The organism is Bacillus sp. FSL L8-0152, assembly GCF_038006365.1.
Classification (GTDB): Bacteria; Bacillota; Bacilli; order Bacillales; family Bacillaceae_G; genus Bacillus_A; species Bacillus_A cereus.
Map to the genome: position 1 here is coordinate 4867541 of NZ_JBBOVB010000001.1, position 15880 is coordinate 4883420.

Here is a 15880-nt window from a genome sequence, read left to right on the forward strand (position 1 = left end):
CCTCCTTGCTTCAATTCCCCTTTAGTGTGTCCCTTCCTTATGAACCTTATGAGTATGTTATAATGGATTTTGTGTTATTTTGACTCGGCTTAGGAGGGAAAGTAATGAAGGTTCAAAACCCTTTTCCATATACAAACGACAATAAACGTTATCATACATGGAATTATCATTTACGAAATGAATTTGGTGAAAAAATCTTTAAAGTTTCATTAGATGCTGGCTTCGATTGCCCGAACCGTGACGGTACAGTTGCTTATGGCGGTTGTACATTTTGCAGTGCTGCTGGATCTGGTGACTTCGCTGGCGATCGCCGCGATGATGTTATAACGCAATATCATGAAATGAAAGAAAAAATGCGCTCAAAGTGGAAAGACGGAAAATGTATCGCTTATTTCCAGGCGTACACAAATACACATGCACCACTTGAAGTGTTAAAAGAAAAATTCGAACCGCTTCTAGCAGAAAAAGACGTTGTCGGCCTTTCTATTGCGACTCGTCCAGATTGTTTACCGGACGATGTTGTTGAATATTTAGCGGACTTAAATAAACGCACTTACCTTTGGGTTGAACTCGGACTACAGACTGTTCATGAACGTACTGCAAATCTTATTAATCGCGCTCACGATTATCCGTCTTATGTGGAAGGTGTAAATAAATTACGTAAGCACGGCATTCGAGTTTGTTCTCATATTATTAACGGCCTTCCACTTGAAGATTACGACATGATGATGGAAACAGCTCGTGAAGTAGCGAAGCTTGACGTACAAGGAATTAAAATCCACTTACTTCACTTATTAAAAGGAACGCCAATGGTGAAGCAATATGAAAAAGGACAACTCGAGTTCCTTTCTCTTGAGGATTACGTAAGTCTCGTTGTTGACCAACTTGAAATTATTCCAGAAGACGTAATTGTGCACCGTATCACAGGTGACGGTCCACCTGATTTAATGATTGGCCCAATGTGGAGCTTAAATAAATGGGAAGTATTAAATTCCATCGATGCAGAATTTGTGCGCCGCGGAAGCTGGCAAGGAAAATATGCAAATGAGGAGAAACAAAAATGAAATTAGAACGTGTATTACCGTTTGCTCGCTCGCTTCTGCAAACGGCAGTAAAAGAAGGCGATTACGCTGTAGATGCAACTTTAGGAAACGGCCATGACACTTGCTTCCTAGCTGAAATCGTTGGAGATAACGGAAAAGTATTTGGATTTGATATTCAAAAAGAGGCAATTGAAAGCTCAACAACTCGTCTAAAAGAAAAAGAACTTTTCGAACGTACTGTTTTAGTTCACGATAGTCACGATACACTTCTATCCGTATTACCAGAAGATGCAAAAGGAAAAGTAACAGGCGCAATTTTCAACTTAGGTTACCTTCCAGGCGGAGACAAGCATATCGTTACAAAACCGAACTCAACAATCTCAGCGATCGAACAATTATTAGAAGTAATGGCACCTGAAGGTATCATCGTCCTTGTTATTTACCACGGACATCCAGAAGGACAAGTAGAACGCGACGCTGTACTTAAATTTGCCGAAGAACTAGACCAAAAACAAGCACACGTACTGCAATACGGCTTCATTAATCAACAAAATAACCCGCCATTTATTGTGGCGATTGAGAAGCGATAATATATCAACGATTTTTCAATTATATCTATCGTAACTCGGGATATATCAACGATTTTTTCGATATATCTATCATAACTTACAATATATCAACGATTTCTCGGATATATCGATTGTTCGACAAAACATAACAAAAAAAGACGTGCACTCATTGCACGTCTTTTTGTTATTCTCCTATATAATGGATGTAAACATTCTTAAAGGAGACAAAACAATGATCGGAATACTAGCAGGAATGGGGCCAAAATCAACTGGTCCATTCGTCGATACAGTTGTAGCAAGGTGCCAAACAATATACGGAGCAAAACATGATATGGACTTTCCTCATATGATGATTTATTCGTGCCCAACACCGTTTTACATGGATCGTCCTATTGATCACGAGACGATGAAAAAAGCGATTATTGAAGGGGCACAAAAACTTGAAAGTACTGGCGTAGACTTTATCGCTATGCCGTGCAATACAGCGCATCTTTATTTTGAAGAATTACAGCGATCTCTTTCTATTCCTATTTTGAATATAGTTGATGAGACGTTAAAAACAATTCCTGAAAATACAAAAAGAGTTGCTCTTCTCGCAACAGAAGCAACTGTTCAAGCTGGGATTTACCAAGATGGGATTACAAAACGTAATATAGAATACATTCATCATAAAAAATGGCAGGAAATGATTAATCAAATTATTACTTGGATTAAATCTGGAGAGAGTGAAGAAGCTCGCGAATTGTGGAATGTGCTCGTTTTACAATTGAAAGATGAAGTTGATACCGCTATTATCGCATGTACCGATTTGAATGTAGTGGCAAATGAGGATTTTGTTAATTCCTCTCAATGTCTTGCTGAAGCGGTTGTTGAAATGTATTTATCAAATAAGTAGAAACATTTATACACGTTGAAAACCCTAAAAACTTTTAACTTTCTTCACAATTCTTTCAAAGTAATCACACTTAATCTCGCTATATTAAATAAGTAGTTATTCATATAGGGAAGGTTAGGGGAACTGAAAGTATGAAACAAAATCGTTCGCTTCATTACATTTTTTGGCGTTGGCATTTTTATGCTGGGCTTTTTATTACGCCGCTTCTTATTACGTTGTCACTGAGCGGAATTGGGTATTTATTTCGGGAGGAAGTTGAAGATTTCATCTATAAAGATTTATATTTTGGGAAGAGTGCTCAAACAGAATCTATTTCGATGTCTGATTCTATTTCCTTAACAGAGAAAAAATATCCACATTATAGCGTGGCGAAAATTAGTGAATTTAATGGGGATTATAATACGAGACTTACGATTGCAAATGAGTATACTGGGCAACAAAAATATGTGTATTTAGATAGTAATAATCAAATTGTTGGGGATCAAAACGCAAGTGAAACATTTGCCAATATAATGAGGGAATTACATAGTTCTCTTTTAGTTGGTGGCACTGTCGTCAACTATACTGTAGAACTTGCAGCATGCTGGACAATCTTTTTAATCGTAACCGGATTGTACATGAGTATACGCCAATTCAAAAACACACCCTCATCCAATAAGCGAGAAAAAGCAAAAAGACGTCATTCTATTATCGGTATTATATTTACAATTCCTCTCTTTCTGCTAATCGCATCTGGATTGCCATGGTCAGGATTTATGGGGAACCAAATTTATAAAATTGCATCTTCTAATGAATCACTCGGATATCCAAAATTGTACATGGCACCGCCTGAATCAAAGGTAAAAGAATTGCCGTGGGCAACAAGAAAAGAAGCTCCTCCTGAATCGAATTCAAATGAACCGAAAGCAATTTCTGTCGATGAATTACAAAAAGGAATTGAAATAAAGAAGCCATATGTTATTTCACTACCAGCTGATCCGAAAGGTGTATTCACTGTTTCAAAATCGAGCGGTTCTGGTATTACAGGGATGCATGTTGCACCAAGTGAAGAGATAACAGCTTACTTTGATCAATATAGCGGGGAACTCATTTCAAAAACGGACTACCGTGATTATGGATTACTTGCACAATGGTTCACTTACGGTATCCCGCTTCATGAAGGACATTTATTCGGATGGCCAAATAAAATATTATGCTTACTAACGACATTATCTCTATTACTTCTTATTTATTACGGAGTAAAAATGTGGTTAGCAAGAAAGCCAAAAGGAAAATTAGCAGCACCTCCAAAGCAAAGAGATAAGAAAAGTATATTCGTTTTCTTTATCATGATGGTAATACTAGGCGCTGTCATGCCTTTATTTGGACTATCTGTTTTAGTTATTTTTGCAATTGAACTTCTCATATATGTATTTTCAAAAATACGATCATAATAAAAAGAAAACCACTCTACATGAGTGGTTTTCTTCATCACTGCGCCATTTTCTTTCGGTACATCTTCCCGTTCCAATAGAAGAATCTTGAAGTGAGGCCTCCGTACTTTACAATGCGCCGTGCCATTTTGTGCATATTCTTTTGTGCTGATACTTTTTGATCTGATAAATAAATACCAAGTAATCCTCGGCTTATAAGACGATGAAACTTCGCATGAGGCAAATCACCAATGCTCTTCTCTGCTTCTTCTACAAAGTGTTTCATACGATCTAATATAGCTTGCTCGTTTTCATAATAACTACAGAAATTCAAATCTCCGCCTATGCGGTCTTCTTCTTGATCGATGAAATAATCAAGTAAGATATGAAGTCCTTGTACGTAAGGAAAGTATCCTTGTCTAATTTTCGCAATATCTTCATCATGTAATTCATCATGAAATGCATATGCTACAAGGCAGAAAATTCCAAGCGTAGAACCGGCACATGCTGAAAATTCAAACCAGCTCATCTCAGGTAAGTTTTCTTTATGTGCTTCAAACCATGTTTTCAGGCGCGGTTCTCTCTCTTCTAACTTCACGTGTTTATGAATTTGTAAATCACAATAATAACAAGCAAGTTCATGGAGAACAGGAGCGATTTTGTCATAGTGCTTCGTTTTCTTTAAAACATCTTGGCACGTTTCAACAAGTTCATCTAAATAACCACCATCATCTTGATCATCACGGTAACGATAATAATTACCGCCACCTTCCACTTCAGGTGATAGTGCCATTAACATTGATTCATGTAGCGCGGCAAAATCATTCGGATCAAGTGATGTACTGCGATCACATAAATTATCTAAATAGTCACTGATTGTTTGATACGCTACGATAAAACGAATACATTCCTCTCGGTGTTCATTTGCTAGCAGCGATAAAATGCCACCACCCTCACAATGAAACGTTTTATGCTCAATACTTGCGATTGCCTGACTATGAAGCTCATCATTCGGAATATGGTAGGCACGCTCTTTCCACATCGCTAGCTCATGGTGTACAACCGGAAACACATCACGGTATACTTTCGCCATGAGCGTTATGGGATTACTCGGTACGTTCACTTCTTCCTTCATCTCCTCTATTAAATGTACAAATAATGATTTATTTGTTTGTTTTTACTATATTATTGACATGTATTTCAGTAAATGACTGAATATAATTCAAAATTTCATCACGCTCATACTCATTTAATAACTCGTGATAACAATTCGGCCATTCTTTATATGCCTTATCACCTATTTTAACATTATCAAACCACATGCGGACACGTGTTTTATCTACAAGTTTATCCTCACATGCTTGCATTAGCAAGAGCGGAACGTCTGGAAAATCGTCTATTTTTTTATGAGCAATTTCGATAGACTTAATCAATTCACTATACCAACGTACTGATACTTTGCGCAAGAACAATGAATCATTCTCCATTGCATCTCTCACTTCATGATTCCTTGTTGACATTTCCACCGTAAGATTCGTTGCAAATTGCAATTTTGGAGCCACAACATTTAATATTTTTGAAGCAAATTGAAGCGGAGCAGAGGGTCCAGTCACTACCCCTAAACAAGGCGAACTCAAAATAATACCCTCTACATCTTCTCTCTTCGTTTCTTGCATCATACGAATGACGATAAGACCACCCATACTATGACCGAATAGAAAAATAGGTAATCTATACTTTCTTGCTTCTTTCACCCATAATTTAACTTCCTCTATGTATTCATCAAATGAATCAATATGTCCTCTATTTCTTGAAGTTGTTCCATGTGACGGAAGGTCCCCCATCACGACGTGGTAGCCGATATGATTCCACATTTCCGCAACGGCTTCGTAACGTCCGTGATATTCCATTGCGCCGTGCACAATAACAATGACAGCTTTCGCTTCCTCTGCTTCATAATTCCACATACGGACCTCCTCCATTTCACTCTTTCTCATAATTTGATACACTAAAACTAGTCTCTAGGAAAGGAAGACTTTACATGATATATCCTTACAAAGAAAAAAATCCGAAAATTGCGAGTAGTGCTTTTATCGCTGACTATGTTACGATTACAGGCGATGTTTCCGTTGGAGAGGAATCAAGTATTTGGTTTAATACGGTCATCCGTGGTGATGTGTCACCAACAATCATTGGAGACCGAGTAAATGTACAAGACCAATGTACCCTCCACCAAAGCCCTCAATATCCTCTTATTTTAGAAGATGATGTTACAGTTGGGCATCAAGTTATTTTACATAGCTGTCATATTAAAAAGGATGCTTTAATTGGAATGGGATCCATTATATTAGATGGTGCTGAAATTGGTGAAGGAGCTTTTATCGGCGCTGGAAGCCTCGTTTCACAAGGAAAGAAAATTCCACCAAACACGTTAGCTTTCGGTCGTCCCGCGAAAGTCATTCGTGAATTAACAGAAGAAGACCGTAAAGATATGGAGCGTATTCGTACGCAGTATGTTGAAAAAGGTCAATATTATAAATCACTACAAAAATGATTTTACTGCTGCCATAATACTGGCAGCTTTTTTATATAAAAACTAACTTTTTCTTTACAAAACATTATTACTCCCTCAACAAAATCTTATTAAAATAAAAGCTAATATCTCCATATATATGTAAACGAGGGAGGAGAATTTTCATGAAGGTCAGTGGATTATATAAAATAGAATGTTACATTTTTAAAGGAATTAATCGCTACTTTGATCAAAAAACATTAAGTATCTTTTTCAGCAATATTACCCATATCGGTGGTGCTACTTTCTCCATTGCACTTACACTTTTCTTTTTAATTTTTGCAAAAGGGACTTTACACCAAGCAGCAATCGCTGCTGCTATTTCTTTAGCAATTAGCCATATTCCTGTACAAATATTAAAAAGGTGGTATCCACGAAAACGTCCGTATTTAACAATTCAGGATGCGAAATATCCAGTCCATCCATTAAAAGACCACTCTTTCCCGTCTGGTCATACAACAGCCGTTTTCTCTGTCTTCATTCCATTTATTTGCTATAATCCAAGCTTACTTGCTTTCCTATTACCGTTAGCATTATGCGTCGGTATTTCTCGTATTTATTTAGGGCTTCACTATCCGTCAGATGTATTCGTCGGCATGTGCCTTGGCACTTGCTCTGGCATCATCTCTTTTTATCAATTCATCCCACTTTTCACATAAAGGAGTGATATGATGAGAGTCGCCATTTTTACCGATACTTTTACGCCACAAGTTAACGGGGTTACGAAAACGTTAGAACGATTAACAAGTTACTTTCAGAAAGAACAGATCGCCTATTCTGTTTTCGCCCCTCAACATACAGCTGAAGATAATTTCGTGGCTAATGTGAACAAGATGAGAAGTATCCCGTTAACAATATTATATCCAGAATGTCGCTTTTCTTTTCCTACTCCGCGTATTAAACGGGAACTTCATTCCTTTAAACCTGACATTATTCACATTGCCACACCTTTCAACATGGGACTTTGTGGACTGTATTACGCAAAAAAATTAAACATCCCAGTTGTCGGTTCTTATCATACTGATTTCGATGCGTATTTACGCTATTACAAAATTGAATTTCTCTCCAATATGCTTTGGAACTATTTAAAATGGTTTCATAGTCATATGCAAAAAAATTTCGTTCCCTCCCCTGAAACATTACATCAATTAAAAAATAAAGGCTTTCAGGCCCTCTCCATTTGGGGACGTGGTGTAGATTGCACACTCTTTCATCCAGCTTACAATACAGACCTATTCCGAAAAAAATATAATATTACAGCGAAGTATGTTCTTTCCTATGTAGGACGAATTGCTCCTGAAAAAGATATTGATACGTTGCAAAACCTTATCGTTAAAACATCGCATACTCGAAACGACATTCATTGGCTCATCGCAGGAGACGGCCCTCTAGCAACAAATTTGCGTGAAGCTGTTCCGCAAACAAATGTCACTTTTACTGGCTATTTACAAGGCGGGGATTTAGCTGAAGCATATGCTTGTTCTAACATAATGGTATTTCCATCAGCTACTGAAACATTCGGAAATGTCGTACTTGAATCACTCGCATGCGGTACACCTGTTATTGGTGCAAATAGTGGCGGGGTTAAAAATATTATTACAGATGGAAAAAACGGAATTCTTTGTCCCCCTAAAAATGTGGATGCATTTCTATCATCCATTTATTCTTTATTGCAAAATGAAGAAAAACTTGAGCAAATGGGAATAGCAGCTTCATCTTTTGCGAAATCAAAAAGCTGGGATGAGATCTTTCGCGGCTTACTTAACCAGTATGAAGAAGTCATTCAGCATACCGCATCAGAGTTACTTGCTTGAACAGAAAAACTCCCTTCAAAAAACGAAGGGAGTTTATTACACACTTGTAAATTTTAGTTGAATGAATGATACATAAGGTGAAATATCATTTATTTCCATATTCATTATAGCAAAAATAAACATAACTAAACAGACTTGTAATAAAAACCCATAAAAATTAATATATGGTTATACAGTGTTTTTGCTGTATAATGATTTTAAGAATTCCCCTTAAAATCAACTTACTCACATACCTTTATACAGCAATTGTTCCCCAATTCTGTATATCAAAAAAACCTTTCATTCATTTGAAAGGTCTTTTTGAGCCTGCACATATTCTTCTTTCGTATTTACATTTATAAACCAACCCGCATTCACTTGTACATCTTCTCCAGAAACATACTTCACATTACATTGTGATAAAAGCTGCCCCATACTTCTTTTTTCTTCCTGAAGTAAAGCATAAATCTTTTCTTTCACGCGGTTATGATACGCTGCAAGTAGCGGCTGTTTTCTTCCATTAATAATAGGTACAACCGCATCATATTCATTGCTCGTTTGCTCCAGTAAAATGGTAAACCATTCATGCGAAACATTTGGCGCATCGCAAGGCATAATAGCGTACCAATCTGCTTCTATGTATTCCATTCCTGATACAATGCCGGCAAGCGGCCCATTTCCTTTATAGTGCGGAATATCTTCTATAACAGGAACTTGTACGAATTGCTCTACTCGCTCTTTTATATCAGAATGACTAATGACTACAACTTCTTGGAGCGCACTTGTCATCTCTTTCAAAATATGCTCAATAAAAGTACTATCTTGCCAGCTCGCTAACGCTTTTGGCTCACCAAATCTACTCGACATACCGCCCGCTAATACAATTCCAGCCCACTTACTCATTGGCGATGCAGCTCAAATGTAATATGGCCTAATTCCGGTAAAATTAATTTATTCATCGCAAGACGAACCGCTCCGCTCGACCCTGGCATCGAGAAAACTACTTTGCGTCCAATTGTACCGCCAATTGCTCTACTTAACATTGCGCTGCTTCCGATATCTTCTAAATAACTAATCATGCGGAACAGCTCACCAAACCCGACAATCTCTTTATCTAATAGAGCTGACACTGCTTCGATTGTTACATCACGCTTCGTAATACCAGTACCGCCATTTGTTAATACAACATCTACATCTTCCCTATGATAACCAGCTAACACTGCTTGCTGAATACTTTCTTTATCATCTTTTACAATTTCATAAGAGGTTACTGTATGGCCCGCTTCTTTTAACAATTCATGTAATAGTTGTCCGCTCTTATCCGTTTCTTCCGTACGTGTATCGGAAATCGTAACAATCTTGCAACGCACTTCTTTTGGAGCTTGTTTTTTATGTTCAGTTACACTCATTTTTTATCTTTCCTTTCTTAAAAACTTTTCTTCATTTTATCATACATATCTTTACACAATTATGTATGAAGCCAATCATGCGCCATGATACAATATAAGTATACTAACCCACAAAAAGGAAAGTGCACTTTCTTATACTCCTAGACTACACATCTTTAGCTACTCTTTATATTTTCTACATAATAGAATTCAATTTTAAAACTTGTACTAAAAAATAAATTGGAGGTCTACATAGTATGGAACTTTATAAAAAATTAACAACAACATTCATCCTCTTATTCATCGCTTCAATCACTGTCGGCTTTTCCTTAAAAGGTGCAATTCCATACGCTACATTAGTAAGCATTATATTCGCGACACTATTTTTACTAAGCAGTGCCTTTTGCGCAGGTAAAGCACGTCAAATGAAAGGTTGATTGCATATCTTCTAGAAGAAACCCACCCTTTGTAAATTATGTAAAAAGGAAATACAAACGTATGAAAAGGCATGACTAATACGAAAAAGTATATTGAGCTAGAAGGCGAAGTATATTGCAAATCATGCATTCAAATTGTAAGTAAAACGAAATAAAAAAAGCTTTGCGCTCACCGCGCAAAGCTTTTTTTCATATATTATAGACCAGCTTGCTCTTTTAAAGCTGCAGCTTTGTCTGTACGTTCCCATGAAAGATCTACATCAGTACGTCCGAAGTGGCCGTAAGCTGCTGTTTGTTTGTAAATTGGGCGACGTAAGTCTAGCATTTTAATAATACCAGCTGGGCGAAGATCGAAGTTGTTACGAACTAGTTCTACTAGTACGTCTTCAGATACTTTACCTGTGCCGAATGTATCAACTGAAATTGATACTGGTTGTGCTACACCTATTGCGTATGCAAGTTGTACTTCTGCTTTGTCAGCAAGACCAGCTGCTACGATGTTTTTCGCAACATAACGAGCTGCATATGCTGCAGAACGGTCAACTTTTGTTGCATCTTTACCAGAGAATGCACCGCCGCCATGGCGAGCGTATCCACCGTAAGTATCAACGATGATTTTACGTCCTGTTAAACCAGCATCACCTTGTGGTCCACCAATTACGAAGCGGCCAGTTGGATTAATGAAGAATTTCGTTTCTCCATCCATTAATTCTGCTGGTACTACAGCTTTAATTACGTGCTCTTTTAAGTCGCGATCGATTTCTTCCCATGTAACATCTGGGTGATGTTGTGTAGAAATTACGATAGTATCAACACGTACTGGTTTACCATTTTCATCATACTCAACTGTAACTTGCGTTTTTCCATCTGGACGTAAGTATGATAATGTATCATCTTTACGTACTTCAGTTAAACGGCGAGCTAATTTGTGAGCAAGCGAGATTGGAAGTGGCATTAACTCTTGTGTTTCATTACATGCGAAACCAAACATTAAACCTTGGTCTCCTGCACCAATTGCCTCAATCTCAGCGTCAGTCATTTGACCTTCGCGTGCTTCTAGCGCTTGGTCAACACCCATAGCGATGTCAGCAGACTGCTCATCGATAGATGTTAAAACAGCACAAGTTTCTGCATCGAATCCGTATTTTGCGCGTGTGTAACCAATGCCTTGAATTGTTTCACGAACGATTTTTGGAATATCTACGTAAGTAGAAGTCGTAATTTCCCCCGCTACCAATACTAAACCAGTTGTTACAGTTGTTTCACAAGCTACACGTGCATTTGCGTCTTTTGATAAGATCGCATCTAAAATTGAATCAGAAATTTGGTCACAAATTTTATCTGGATGTCCTTCAGTTACAGACTCAGATGTGAACAGATGACGTTTTTTTGTCATGTGGTAAACCTCCCTACAGTAATTGTATATATTGTACGGAACTCATCCTTAATTTGCCACAAACTGCGACATACATTTATTCTCCCACACAAGCATACAGAAAAACCTTTCCTACTTTACATAGAGGAAAGGTTTAATTTGCTACTTGCATACTGCTTTTTGCCCTTCGCTCTTATCGTTCGAGACCTGTAGCCTCGCACAGGTTTTAGCACCTATTCACCTGCATTTATCAATACAAGTGAGGTTGCTGGGCTTCATCGGGCCTGTCCCTCCGCCAGCTCGGGATAAGAGAGTATCCGTCCCAACCTATACTAAAGAAATGATATTCATTTGTCAATTAATATTCACATTTTCCTGAAAGTTTTTCTCAATACGCCTGAAATGAAATATTAATAGGGAAATAATGCATTCACACAAACAAAAAGAAATAAATAGTATACATTATTTATATAATTGTGTTATACTCTTGTTGGGGATTACGAGAAATATTTCATTAAATGAAAAGGATGGTATATAAATATGAGTACTGTGAATGTCCAAATTGGTTTACACGAATTATTGAACGGAAGCAATGCACAGATTCAACTAAGTGTTCCGCAATTAGTGGAAAAAGTATTAATGCGAAATGAAGGGAAATTAACTTCGACTGGTGCCGTTTCTGCTTCAACTGGAAAATATACAGGACGTTCTCCTAAAGATAAATTTATTGTGAAAGAAGCATCGGTTGCTGACAAAATTGCTTGGGGAGCTGTGAACCAACCGATTTCTGAAGAACATTTTAATAAATTATATACTAAAGTTTTAGAATACTTAAAAGAAAAAGAAGAGTTATTCGTCTTCAAAGGATTTGCAGGCGCTGACCGCAATTACCGCCTACCAATTCAAGTTATTAACGAATATGCATGGCACAATTTATTTGTACATCAATTATTCATTCGTCCAACTGAAGAAGAATTAACAACTCATGAATCAGAGTTCACAATTGTTTCTGCACCGAATTTCAAAGCTGATCCAGCTGTTGACGGTACAAACTCTGAAGCATTCATTATGGTTTCATTCGAAAAACGTATCGTACTAATTGGTGGTACAGAATACGCTGGAGAAATGAAAAAATCAATCTTCTCTATTATGAACTTCTTATTACCTGAACAAGATATCCTTTCTATGCATTGCTCTGCAAACGTAGGTGAAGAAGGCGACGTAGCACTATTCTTCGGTTTATCTGGAACAGGTAAAACAACATTATCTGCTGATCCAAACCGTAAATTAATCGGTGATGATGAGCACGGTTGGTCTGATAACGGTGTATTCAATATTGAAGGCGGTTGCTATGCAAAATGTGTAAACCTTTCTCACGAGAAAGAACCACAAATTTTCGATGCAATCAAATTTGGATCTGTTTTAGAAAACGTTATCATTAATGACCAAACGCGTATCGCCGACTACAACGATACTACTTTAACAGAAAATACTCGTGCTGCATACCCTATGCATGCGATCGACAATATCGTACTGCCAAGTGTTGCTGGACACCCAAATACAATTATTTTCTTAACTGCTGATGCATCTGGCGTATTGCCTCCAATCAGTAAGTTATCAAAAGAGCAAGCTATGTATCATTTCTTAAGTGGTTACACTAGTAAACTAGCAGGAACAGAGCGCGGCGTTACATCTCCGCAAGCTACATTCTCAACTTGCTTCGGTTCACCATTCTTACCACTTGATGCATCTCGCTACGCTGAAATGCTTGGTGAAAAAATCGAGAAACACGATGCGAAAGTATTCCTAGTAAACACTGGCTGGACTGGCGGCGAGTACGGAGTTGGTAAACGTATGAACTTAGGTTATACTCGTGCAATGATTCAAGCAGCATTAAGCGGCGAACTTGCAAAAACTGAAACAGCTAAACATGACATCTTCGGTCTTGAAGTTCCACTTCACGTACCAGGTGTACCTGACGAAGTGTTAATGCCTGAACAAACTTGGGCTGATAAAGCTGCTTACAAAGCAAAAGCAATCGAGCTTGCAAATGAATTCAAAGAGAACTTCAAAAAGTTCGAAAGCGTTTCTGAAGATATTATTAACTTAGGCGGTCCAATCGCTTAAATTAAAACTTTCTGTTGGAATAACCCTTTACTCATATGAATAAGTGTCGTGTAACCGTAAAGTTTCGCGTACTCACCGACAAAACCCAATGCGGCTTAACGGTTACACACACTTACATAAAAAAGAAGCTTACGTGAAAACGTAAGCTTCTTTCTATATCTTATATAAAGTGAAATGCTAATCTCTTCATCTGTGACCTAGATTATAAAATTACAGCTTCGAATATATACATTATATCCCTACTCGCTACATCTCTCGGGTTTCACATCGTATGGGGTTAAAAAAGGCCCTGACCGCTTCTATTCGTGGCTGGATCATCTATTCCATCTAAAAAGAAGTCTTTTATCTTTTTATCTCTTTTAGCTCTTTGTTAGTTCTTTCTCATCTTTCATGCTATAGTATCCTAAATTCACAACGATTAAGAAATAACCACCCATAATCCCTACTGCAAATGCCCACATAACCATGTGGTGCTCAATTTCGTACATAATAATAGCACCCAAAATGGCAGCTGCAAAACGGTTAAACATACCGAGTGTCGGTGCTTTCGTCTTCTTTACAATACTATCTCCAAGCTTCTCAATTCTTCTCCCTAAAAGCCAAACGCAATACATACTTACAATAAGCCCAATTCCAGCGCCTAAAAAGTGTGCTGAAAACGGTGTTAACATCCAACCTAGTAACAAAATACCTAGTATATAATACGATTGGATTTTAAATGATCTTAGTGACATACTAATCATGCTGTACCTCTCTTCATTCGTTCTTATCTATCCAACAAAAAATTTCTTTCAAATTCATATTCCTTACATCCATTTCACTCAAATTAAAAACAACATAAACAGTATGTTTATGTTGTTTAAATGTTTTTAGAAAATAATATTATACAAGATTTCAAACATTATATTCTCATATTTTGTGACGGTTTTTCAAACTTTTTTCGTCCATTTATGAAAAAAATGATATCAATCTATGAACATACGGATATGATGTAATAAGTACACAAATAAAGGGGGCGTCTAATGATTTATTTTTTAATGGCTCTCATTCACCTCATTATCCCTGCACTTATCGGACTTTCATTGTATTGGTACACGAAAAACCATAGCATTTTTTACGCTGTCCTCGGTGTTCTTCTTCCAGGTATTATTCTTATTACACTCTTCCGTATTCCATTTTTAAACTTAATCCCACTTATTACTGCTATCTTATTTCTCATCTTCTTACCAAAAATAAAAAAATAGGAAAGCAGATCATAGGTAATCTGTTTTCCTATTTTGATATAGGTTCCCCTGCAATAGAATGAACTTTTACTTTCTCCGATTTCACAAACCATAGACCGACAAAAATGATAATTCCACCGATGATCTGTTGAAACGATACATATTCATTTGCCCAGACAGCTGCAAATAAAACAGCTACAAGCGGCGTTATATACATATATACCATCGTATGTGACGCCCCAATTTTTTGAACACCAACATACCACATTACTAGACCAAATACTGTGACAAAGAAAATAGAATATAGTAAAGCAAATTGTGTCATTCCGTGAGTAATGTGAAATGGCATGACAAACACATGCGGACCACTTAACAATAATAGCGGAATCGCACCCACTAATGCAGACCATGCTGTAACACGTAATGCTGAATATTTTTTAATTAATGGTCCTGCTAAAACAGGATAAAGCCCCCAGCATATGGATGTAATAAGTCCAATTCCATTGCCATAAAAAGAACTAGTAAGTGAATGTCCTGCTACTAAAACTAATGCTGCACCAACAAAAGCAATCATAGAACCGATTAACTTTCGAGAAGAAAAATTTTCTTGTTTCAGAAAAATCGCAAATACAGTTGTAAAAATAGGTGAAATAGAAATGAGTAAAGAGGCATTTGTAGCGGATGTATATTTGACAGTTTCCATAAATAACGTTTGATACAGTACAATACCTACAACGCTAACGATGATTAGTCTAGGTATATCCTTTCGCTCCATATAAACCGACTTTTCAATAAAAAAGGTAAGAAGTAACAGGAGCGGTGCCGCCGCCATCATACGAAGTGCAGTAAATTCAATTGCTGTAAATTCTAAAAATCCATACTTTGCAATCGTATAGTTAATCCCCCAAATAATAACAACACTTAAAATTAATAACTCAATTCCCCATCTTCTCATGCGTATCCCCTCCGCAAAGAAGATTATACAGAAAATTCAATCACATGTACATTTCATTATGTGAAAAAATCTTTTTACTATTGGGACGTTT

The 15880-nt window shown here is 37.2% G+C and carries 17 protein-coding genes and 1 riboswitch; of the genes, 10 read left to right on the forward strand and 7 right to left on the reverse strand.

What is annotated here, in order from left to right; translation table 11 throughout:
• Positions 1 to 104 precede the first annotated feature (104 nt).
• From MHH27_RS24700 to MHH27_RS24715, 4 genes are all read left to right on the forward strand, one after another.
• Positions 105 to 1064: a TIGR01212 family radical SAM protein gene (locus tag MHH27_RS24700; RefSeq protein WP_000868033.1), complete on the forward strand. Its 960-nt coding sequence runs from the start codon at positions 105 to 107 to the stop codon at positions 1062 to 1064.
• Complete coding sequence (locus MHH27_RS24705; protein WP_098236129.1) at positions 1061 to 1633, forward strand: class I SAM-dependent methyltransferase; 573 nt, start codon at positions 1061 to 1063, stop codon at positions 1631 to 1633. The genes MHH27_RS24700 and MHH27_RS24705 overlap by 4 nt, the downstream gene beginning before the upstream one ends.
• A gap of 211 nt (positions 1634 to 1844) precedes the next feature.
• Positions 1845 to 2507: an aspartate/glutamate racemase family protein gene (locus MHH27_RS24710; RefSeq protein WP_098236128.1), complete on the forward strand. Its 663-nt coding sequence runs from the start codon at positions 1845 to 1847 to the stop codon at positions 2505 to 2507.
• A 131-nt stretch (positions 2508 to 2638) separates the two neighbouring features.
• Positions 2639 to 3940 carry a PepSY-associated TM helix domain-containing protein gene (locus tag MHH27_RS24715; protein WP_098236127.1) on the forward strand — a complete coding sequence of 434 codons (1302 nt, stop codon included), beginning with the start codon at positions 2639 to 2641 and terminating at the stop codon, positions 3938 to 3940.
• A 37-nt stretch (positions 3941 to 3977) separates the two neighbouring features.
• Here the strand turns inward: MHH27_RS24715 and MHH27_RS24720 are convergent, their stop codons facing one another.
• Both MHH27_RS24720 and MHH27_RS24725 read right to left on the reverse strand, forming a co-directional pair.
• On the reverse strand, positions 3978 to 5042 hold the full coding sequence (locus MHH27_RS24720) for a tetraprenyl-beta-curcumene synthase family protein (protein ID WP_001102475.1): 1065 nt from the start codon (positions 5040 to 5042) through the stop codon (positions 3978 to 3980).
• 40 nt (positions 5043 to 5082) lie between these two features.
• Positions 5083 to 5886: an alpha/beta hydrolase gene (locus tag MHH27_RS24725; RefSeq protein ID WP_025118653.1), complete on the reverse strand. Its 804-nt coding sequence runs from the start codon at positions 5884 to 5886 to the stop codon at positions 5083 to 5085.
• 74 nt (positions 5887 to 5960) lie between these two features.
• On the opposite strand from MHH27_RS24725, the gene MHH27_RS24730 reads away from it, so the two are divergent.
• The 3 genes from MHH27_RS24730 to MHH27_RS24740 all read left to right on the forward strand — a co-directional run bounded on the left by MHH27_RS24730 (position 5961) and on the right by MHH27_RS24740 (position 8305).
• Positions 5961 to 6473, forward strand: coding sequence for a gamma carbonic anhydrase (locus tag MHH27_RS24730; RefSeq protein WP_000640208.1), 513 nt, complete (start codon positions 5961 to 5963; stop codon positions 6471 to 6473).
• Positions 6474 to 6616: 143 nt separating this feature from the next.
• Entirely contained in the window at positions 6617 to 7150 is a 534-nt protein-coding gene (locus tag MHH27_RS24735) for a phosphatase PAP2 family protein (protein ID WP_340944442.1), read from the forward strand.
• Between the two features lie 12 nt (positions 7151 to 7162).
• Positions 7163 to 8305 (forward strand): glycosyltransferase family 4 protein, encoded by a 1143-nt coding sequence (locus MHH27_RS24740; RefSeq protein WP_098236126.1) that lies wholly within the window; start codon positions 7163 to 7165, stop codon positions 8303 to 8305.
• A 279-nt stretch (positions 8306 to 8584) separates the two neighbouring features.
• On the opposite strand, the gene MHH27_RS24745 is transcribed toward MHH27_RS24740, so the two are convergent.
• Both MHH27_RS24745 and MHH27_RS24750 read right to left on the reverse strand, forming a co-directional pair.
• Positions 8585 to 9187, reverse strand: coding sequence for a molybdenum cofactor guanylyltransferase (locus tag MHH27_RS24745; protein ID WP_089171868.1), 603 nt, complete (start codon positions 9185 to 9187; stop codon positions 8585 to 8587).
• On the reverse strand, positions 9184 to 9693 hold the full coding sequence (locus MHH27_RS24750) for a MogA/MoaB family molybdenum cofactor biosynthesis protein (protein WP_000117133.1): 510 nt from the start codon (positions 9691 to 9693) through the stop codon (positions 9184 to 9186). The genes MHH27_RS24745 and MHH27_RS24750 overlap by 4 nt, the downstream gene beginning before the upstream one ends.
• A 236-nt stretch (positions 9694 to 9929) precedes the next feature.
• Here MHH27_RS24750 and MHH27_RS24755 point away from each other — a divergent pair, with 236 nt between their 5' ends.
• Entirely contained in the window at positions 9930 to 10109 is a 180-nt protein-coding gene (locus MHH27_RS24755) for a hypothetical protein (RefSeq protein WP_000424797.1), read from the forward strand.
• A 196-nt stretch (positions 10110 to 10305) separates the two neighbouring features.
• On the opposite strand, the gene metK is transcribed toward MHH27_RS24755, so the two are convergent.
• A complete protein-coding gene (metK, locus tag MHH27_RS24760; RefSeq protein ID WP_000163117.1) occupies positions 10306 to 11505 on the reverse strand; it encodes a methionine adenosyltransferase in 1200 nt (399 codons plus the stop codon).
• A 169-nt stretch (positions 11506 to 11674) separates the two neighbouring features.
• A riboswitch (SAM riboswitch) is annotated at positions 11675 to 11796 on the reverse strand.
• 228 nt (positions 11797 to 12024) lie between these two features.
• On the opposite strand from metK, the gene pckA reads away from it, so the two are divergent.
• Positions 12025 to 13611: a phosphoenolpyruvate carboxykinase (ATP) gene (gene pckA, locus MHH27_RS24765; protein ID WP_053563510.1), complete on the forward strand. Its 1587-nt coding sequence runs from the start codon at positions 12025 to 12027 to the stop codon at positions 13609 to 13611.
• Positions 13612 to 13970: 359 nt separating this feature from the next.
• Here pckA and MHH27_RS24770 read toward each other — a convergent pair whose 3' ends face one another.
• Positions 13971 to 14354, reverse strand: a complete 384-nt coding sequence (locus tag MHH27_RS24770; protein ID WP_000624926.1) for an ATP synthase subunit I — start codon at positions 14352 to 14354, stop codon at positions 13971 to 13973.
• A 279-nt stretch (positions 14355 to 14633) separates the two neighbouring features.
• Between MHH27_RS24770 and MHH27_RS24775 the strand changes: the two genes are divergently transcribed.
• The gene (locus MHH27_RS24775; protein ID WP_000639042.1) at positions 14634 to 14855 is read left to right on the forward strand and encodes a hypothetical protein; all 222 of its coding nucleotides are present in this window, start codon (positions 14634 to 14636) and stop codon (positions 14853 to 14855) included.
• 28 nt (positions 14856 to 14883) lie between these two features.
• Here MHH27_RS24775 and MHH27_RS24780 read toward each other — a convergent pair whose 3' ends face one another.
• The gene (locus tag MHH27_RS24780) at positions 14884 to 15789 is read right to left on the reverse strand and encodes a DMT family transporter (protein ID WP_053563509.1); all 906 of its coding nucleotides are present in this window, start codon (positions 15787 to 15789) and stop codon (positions 14884 to 14886) included.
• Positions 15790 to 15880: the final 91 nt, after the last annotated feature.

Bases quoted from the DNA above. Each gene is read 5' to 3' on its own strand.
- MHH27_RS24700 (WP_000868033.1), top strand. From the start codon at position 105: ATGAAGGTTCAAAACCCTTTTCCATATACAAACGACAATAAACGTTAT.
- MHH27_RS24705 (WP_098236129.1), top strand. From the start codon at position 1,061: ATGAAATTAGAACGTGTATTACCGTTTGCTCGCTCGCTTCTGCAAACG.
- MHH27_RS24710 (WP_098236128.1), top strand. From the start codon at position 1,845: ATGATCGGAATACTAGCAGGAATGGGGCCAAAATCAACTGGTCCATTC.
- MHH27_RS24715 (WP_098236127.1), top strand. From the start codon at position 2,639: ATGAAACAAAATCGTTCGCTTCATTACATTTTTTGGCGTTGGCATTTT.
- MHH27_RS24725 (WP_025118653.1), bottom strand. From the start codon at position 5,886: ATGTGGAATTATGAAGCAGAGGAAGCGAAAGCTGTCATTGTTATTGTG.
- MHH27_RS24730 (WP_000640208.1), top strand. From the start codon at position 5,961: ATGATATATCCTTACAAAGAAAAAAATCCGAAAATTGCGAGTAGTGCT.
- MHH27_RS24735 (WP_340944442.1), top strand. From the start codon at position 6,617: ATGAAGGTCAGTGGATTATATAAAATAGAATGTTACATTTTTAAAGGA.
- MHH27_RS24740 (WP_098236126.1), top strand. From the start codon at position 7,163: ATGAGAGTCGCCATTTTTACCGATACTTTTACGCCACAAGTTAACGGG.
- MHH27_RS24745 (WP_089171868.1), bottom strand. From the start codon at position 9,187: ATGAGTAAGTGGGCTGGAATTGTATTAGCGGGCGGTATGTCGAGTAGA.
- MHH27_RS24750 (WP_000117133.1), bottom strand. From the start codon at position 9,693: ATGAGTGTAACTGAACATAAAAAACAAGCTCCAAAAGAAGTGCGTTGC.
- MHH27_RS24755 (WP_000424797.1), top strand. From the start codon at position 9,930: ATGGAACTTTATAAAAAATTAACAACAACATTCATCCTCTTATTCATC.
- metK (WP_000163117.1), bottom strand. From the start codon at position 11,505: ATGACAAAAAAACGTCATCTGTTCACATCTGAGTCTGTAACTGAAGGA.
- pckA (WP_053563510.1), top strand. From the start codon at position 12,025: ATGAGTACTGTGAATGTCCAAATTGGTTTACACGAATTATTGAACGGA.
- MHH27_RS24770 (WP_000624926.1), bottom strand. From the start codon at position 14,354: ATGATTAGTATGTCACTAAGATCATTTAAAATCCAATCGTATTATATA.
- MHH27_RS24775 (WP_000639042.1), top strand. From the start codon at position 14,634: ATGATTTATTTTTTAATGGCTCTCATTCACCTCATTATCCCTGCACTT.
- MHH27_RS24780 (WP_053563509.1), bottom strand. From the start codon at position 15,789: ATGAGAAGATGGGGAATTGAGTTATTAATTTTAAGTGTTGTTATTATT.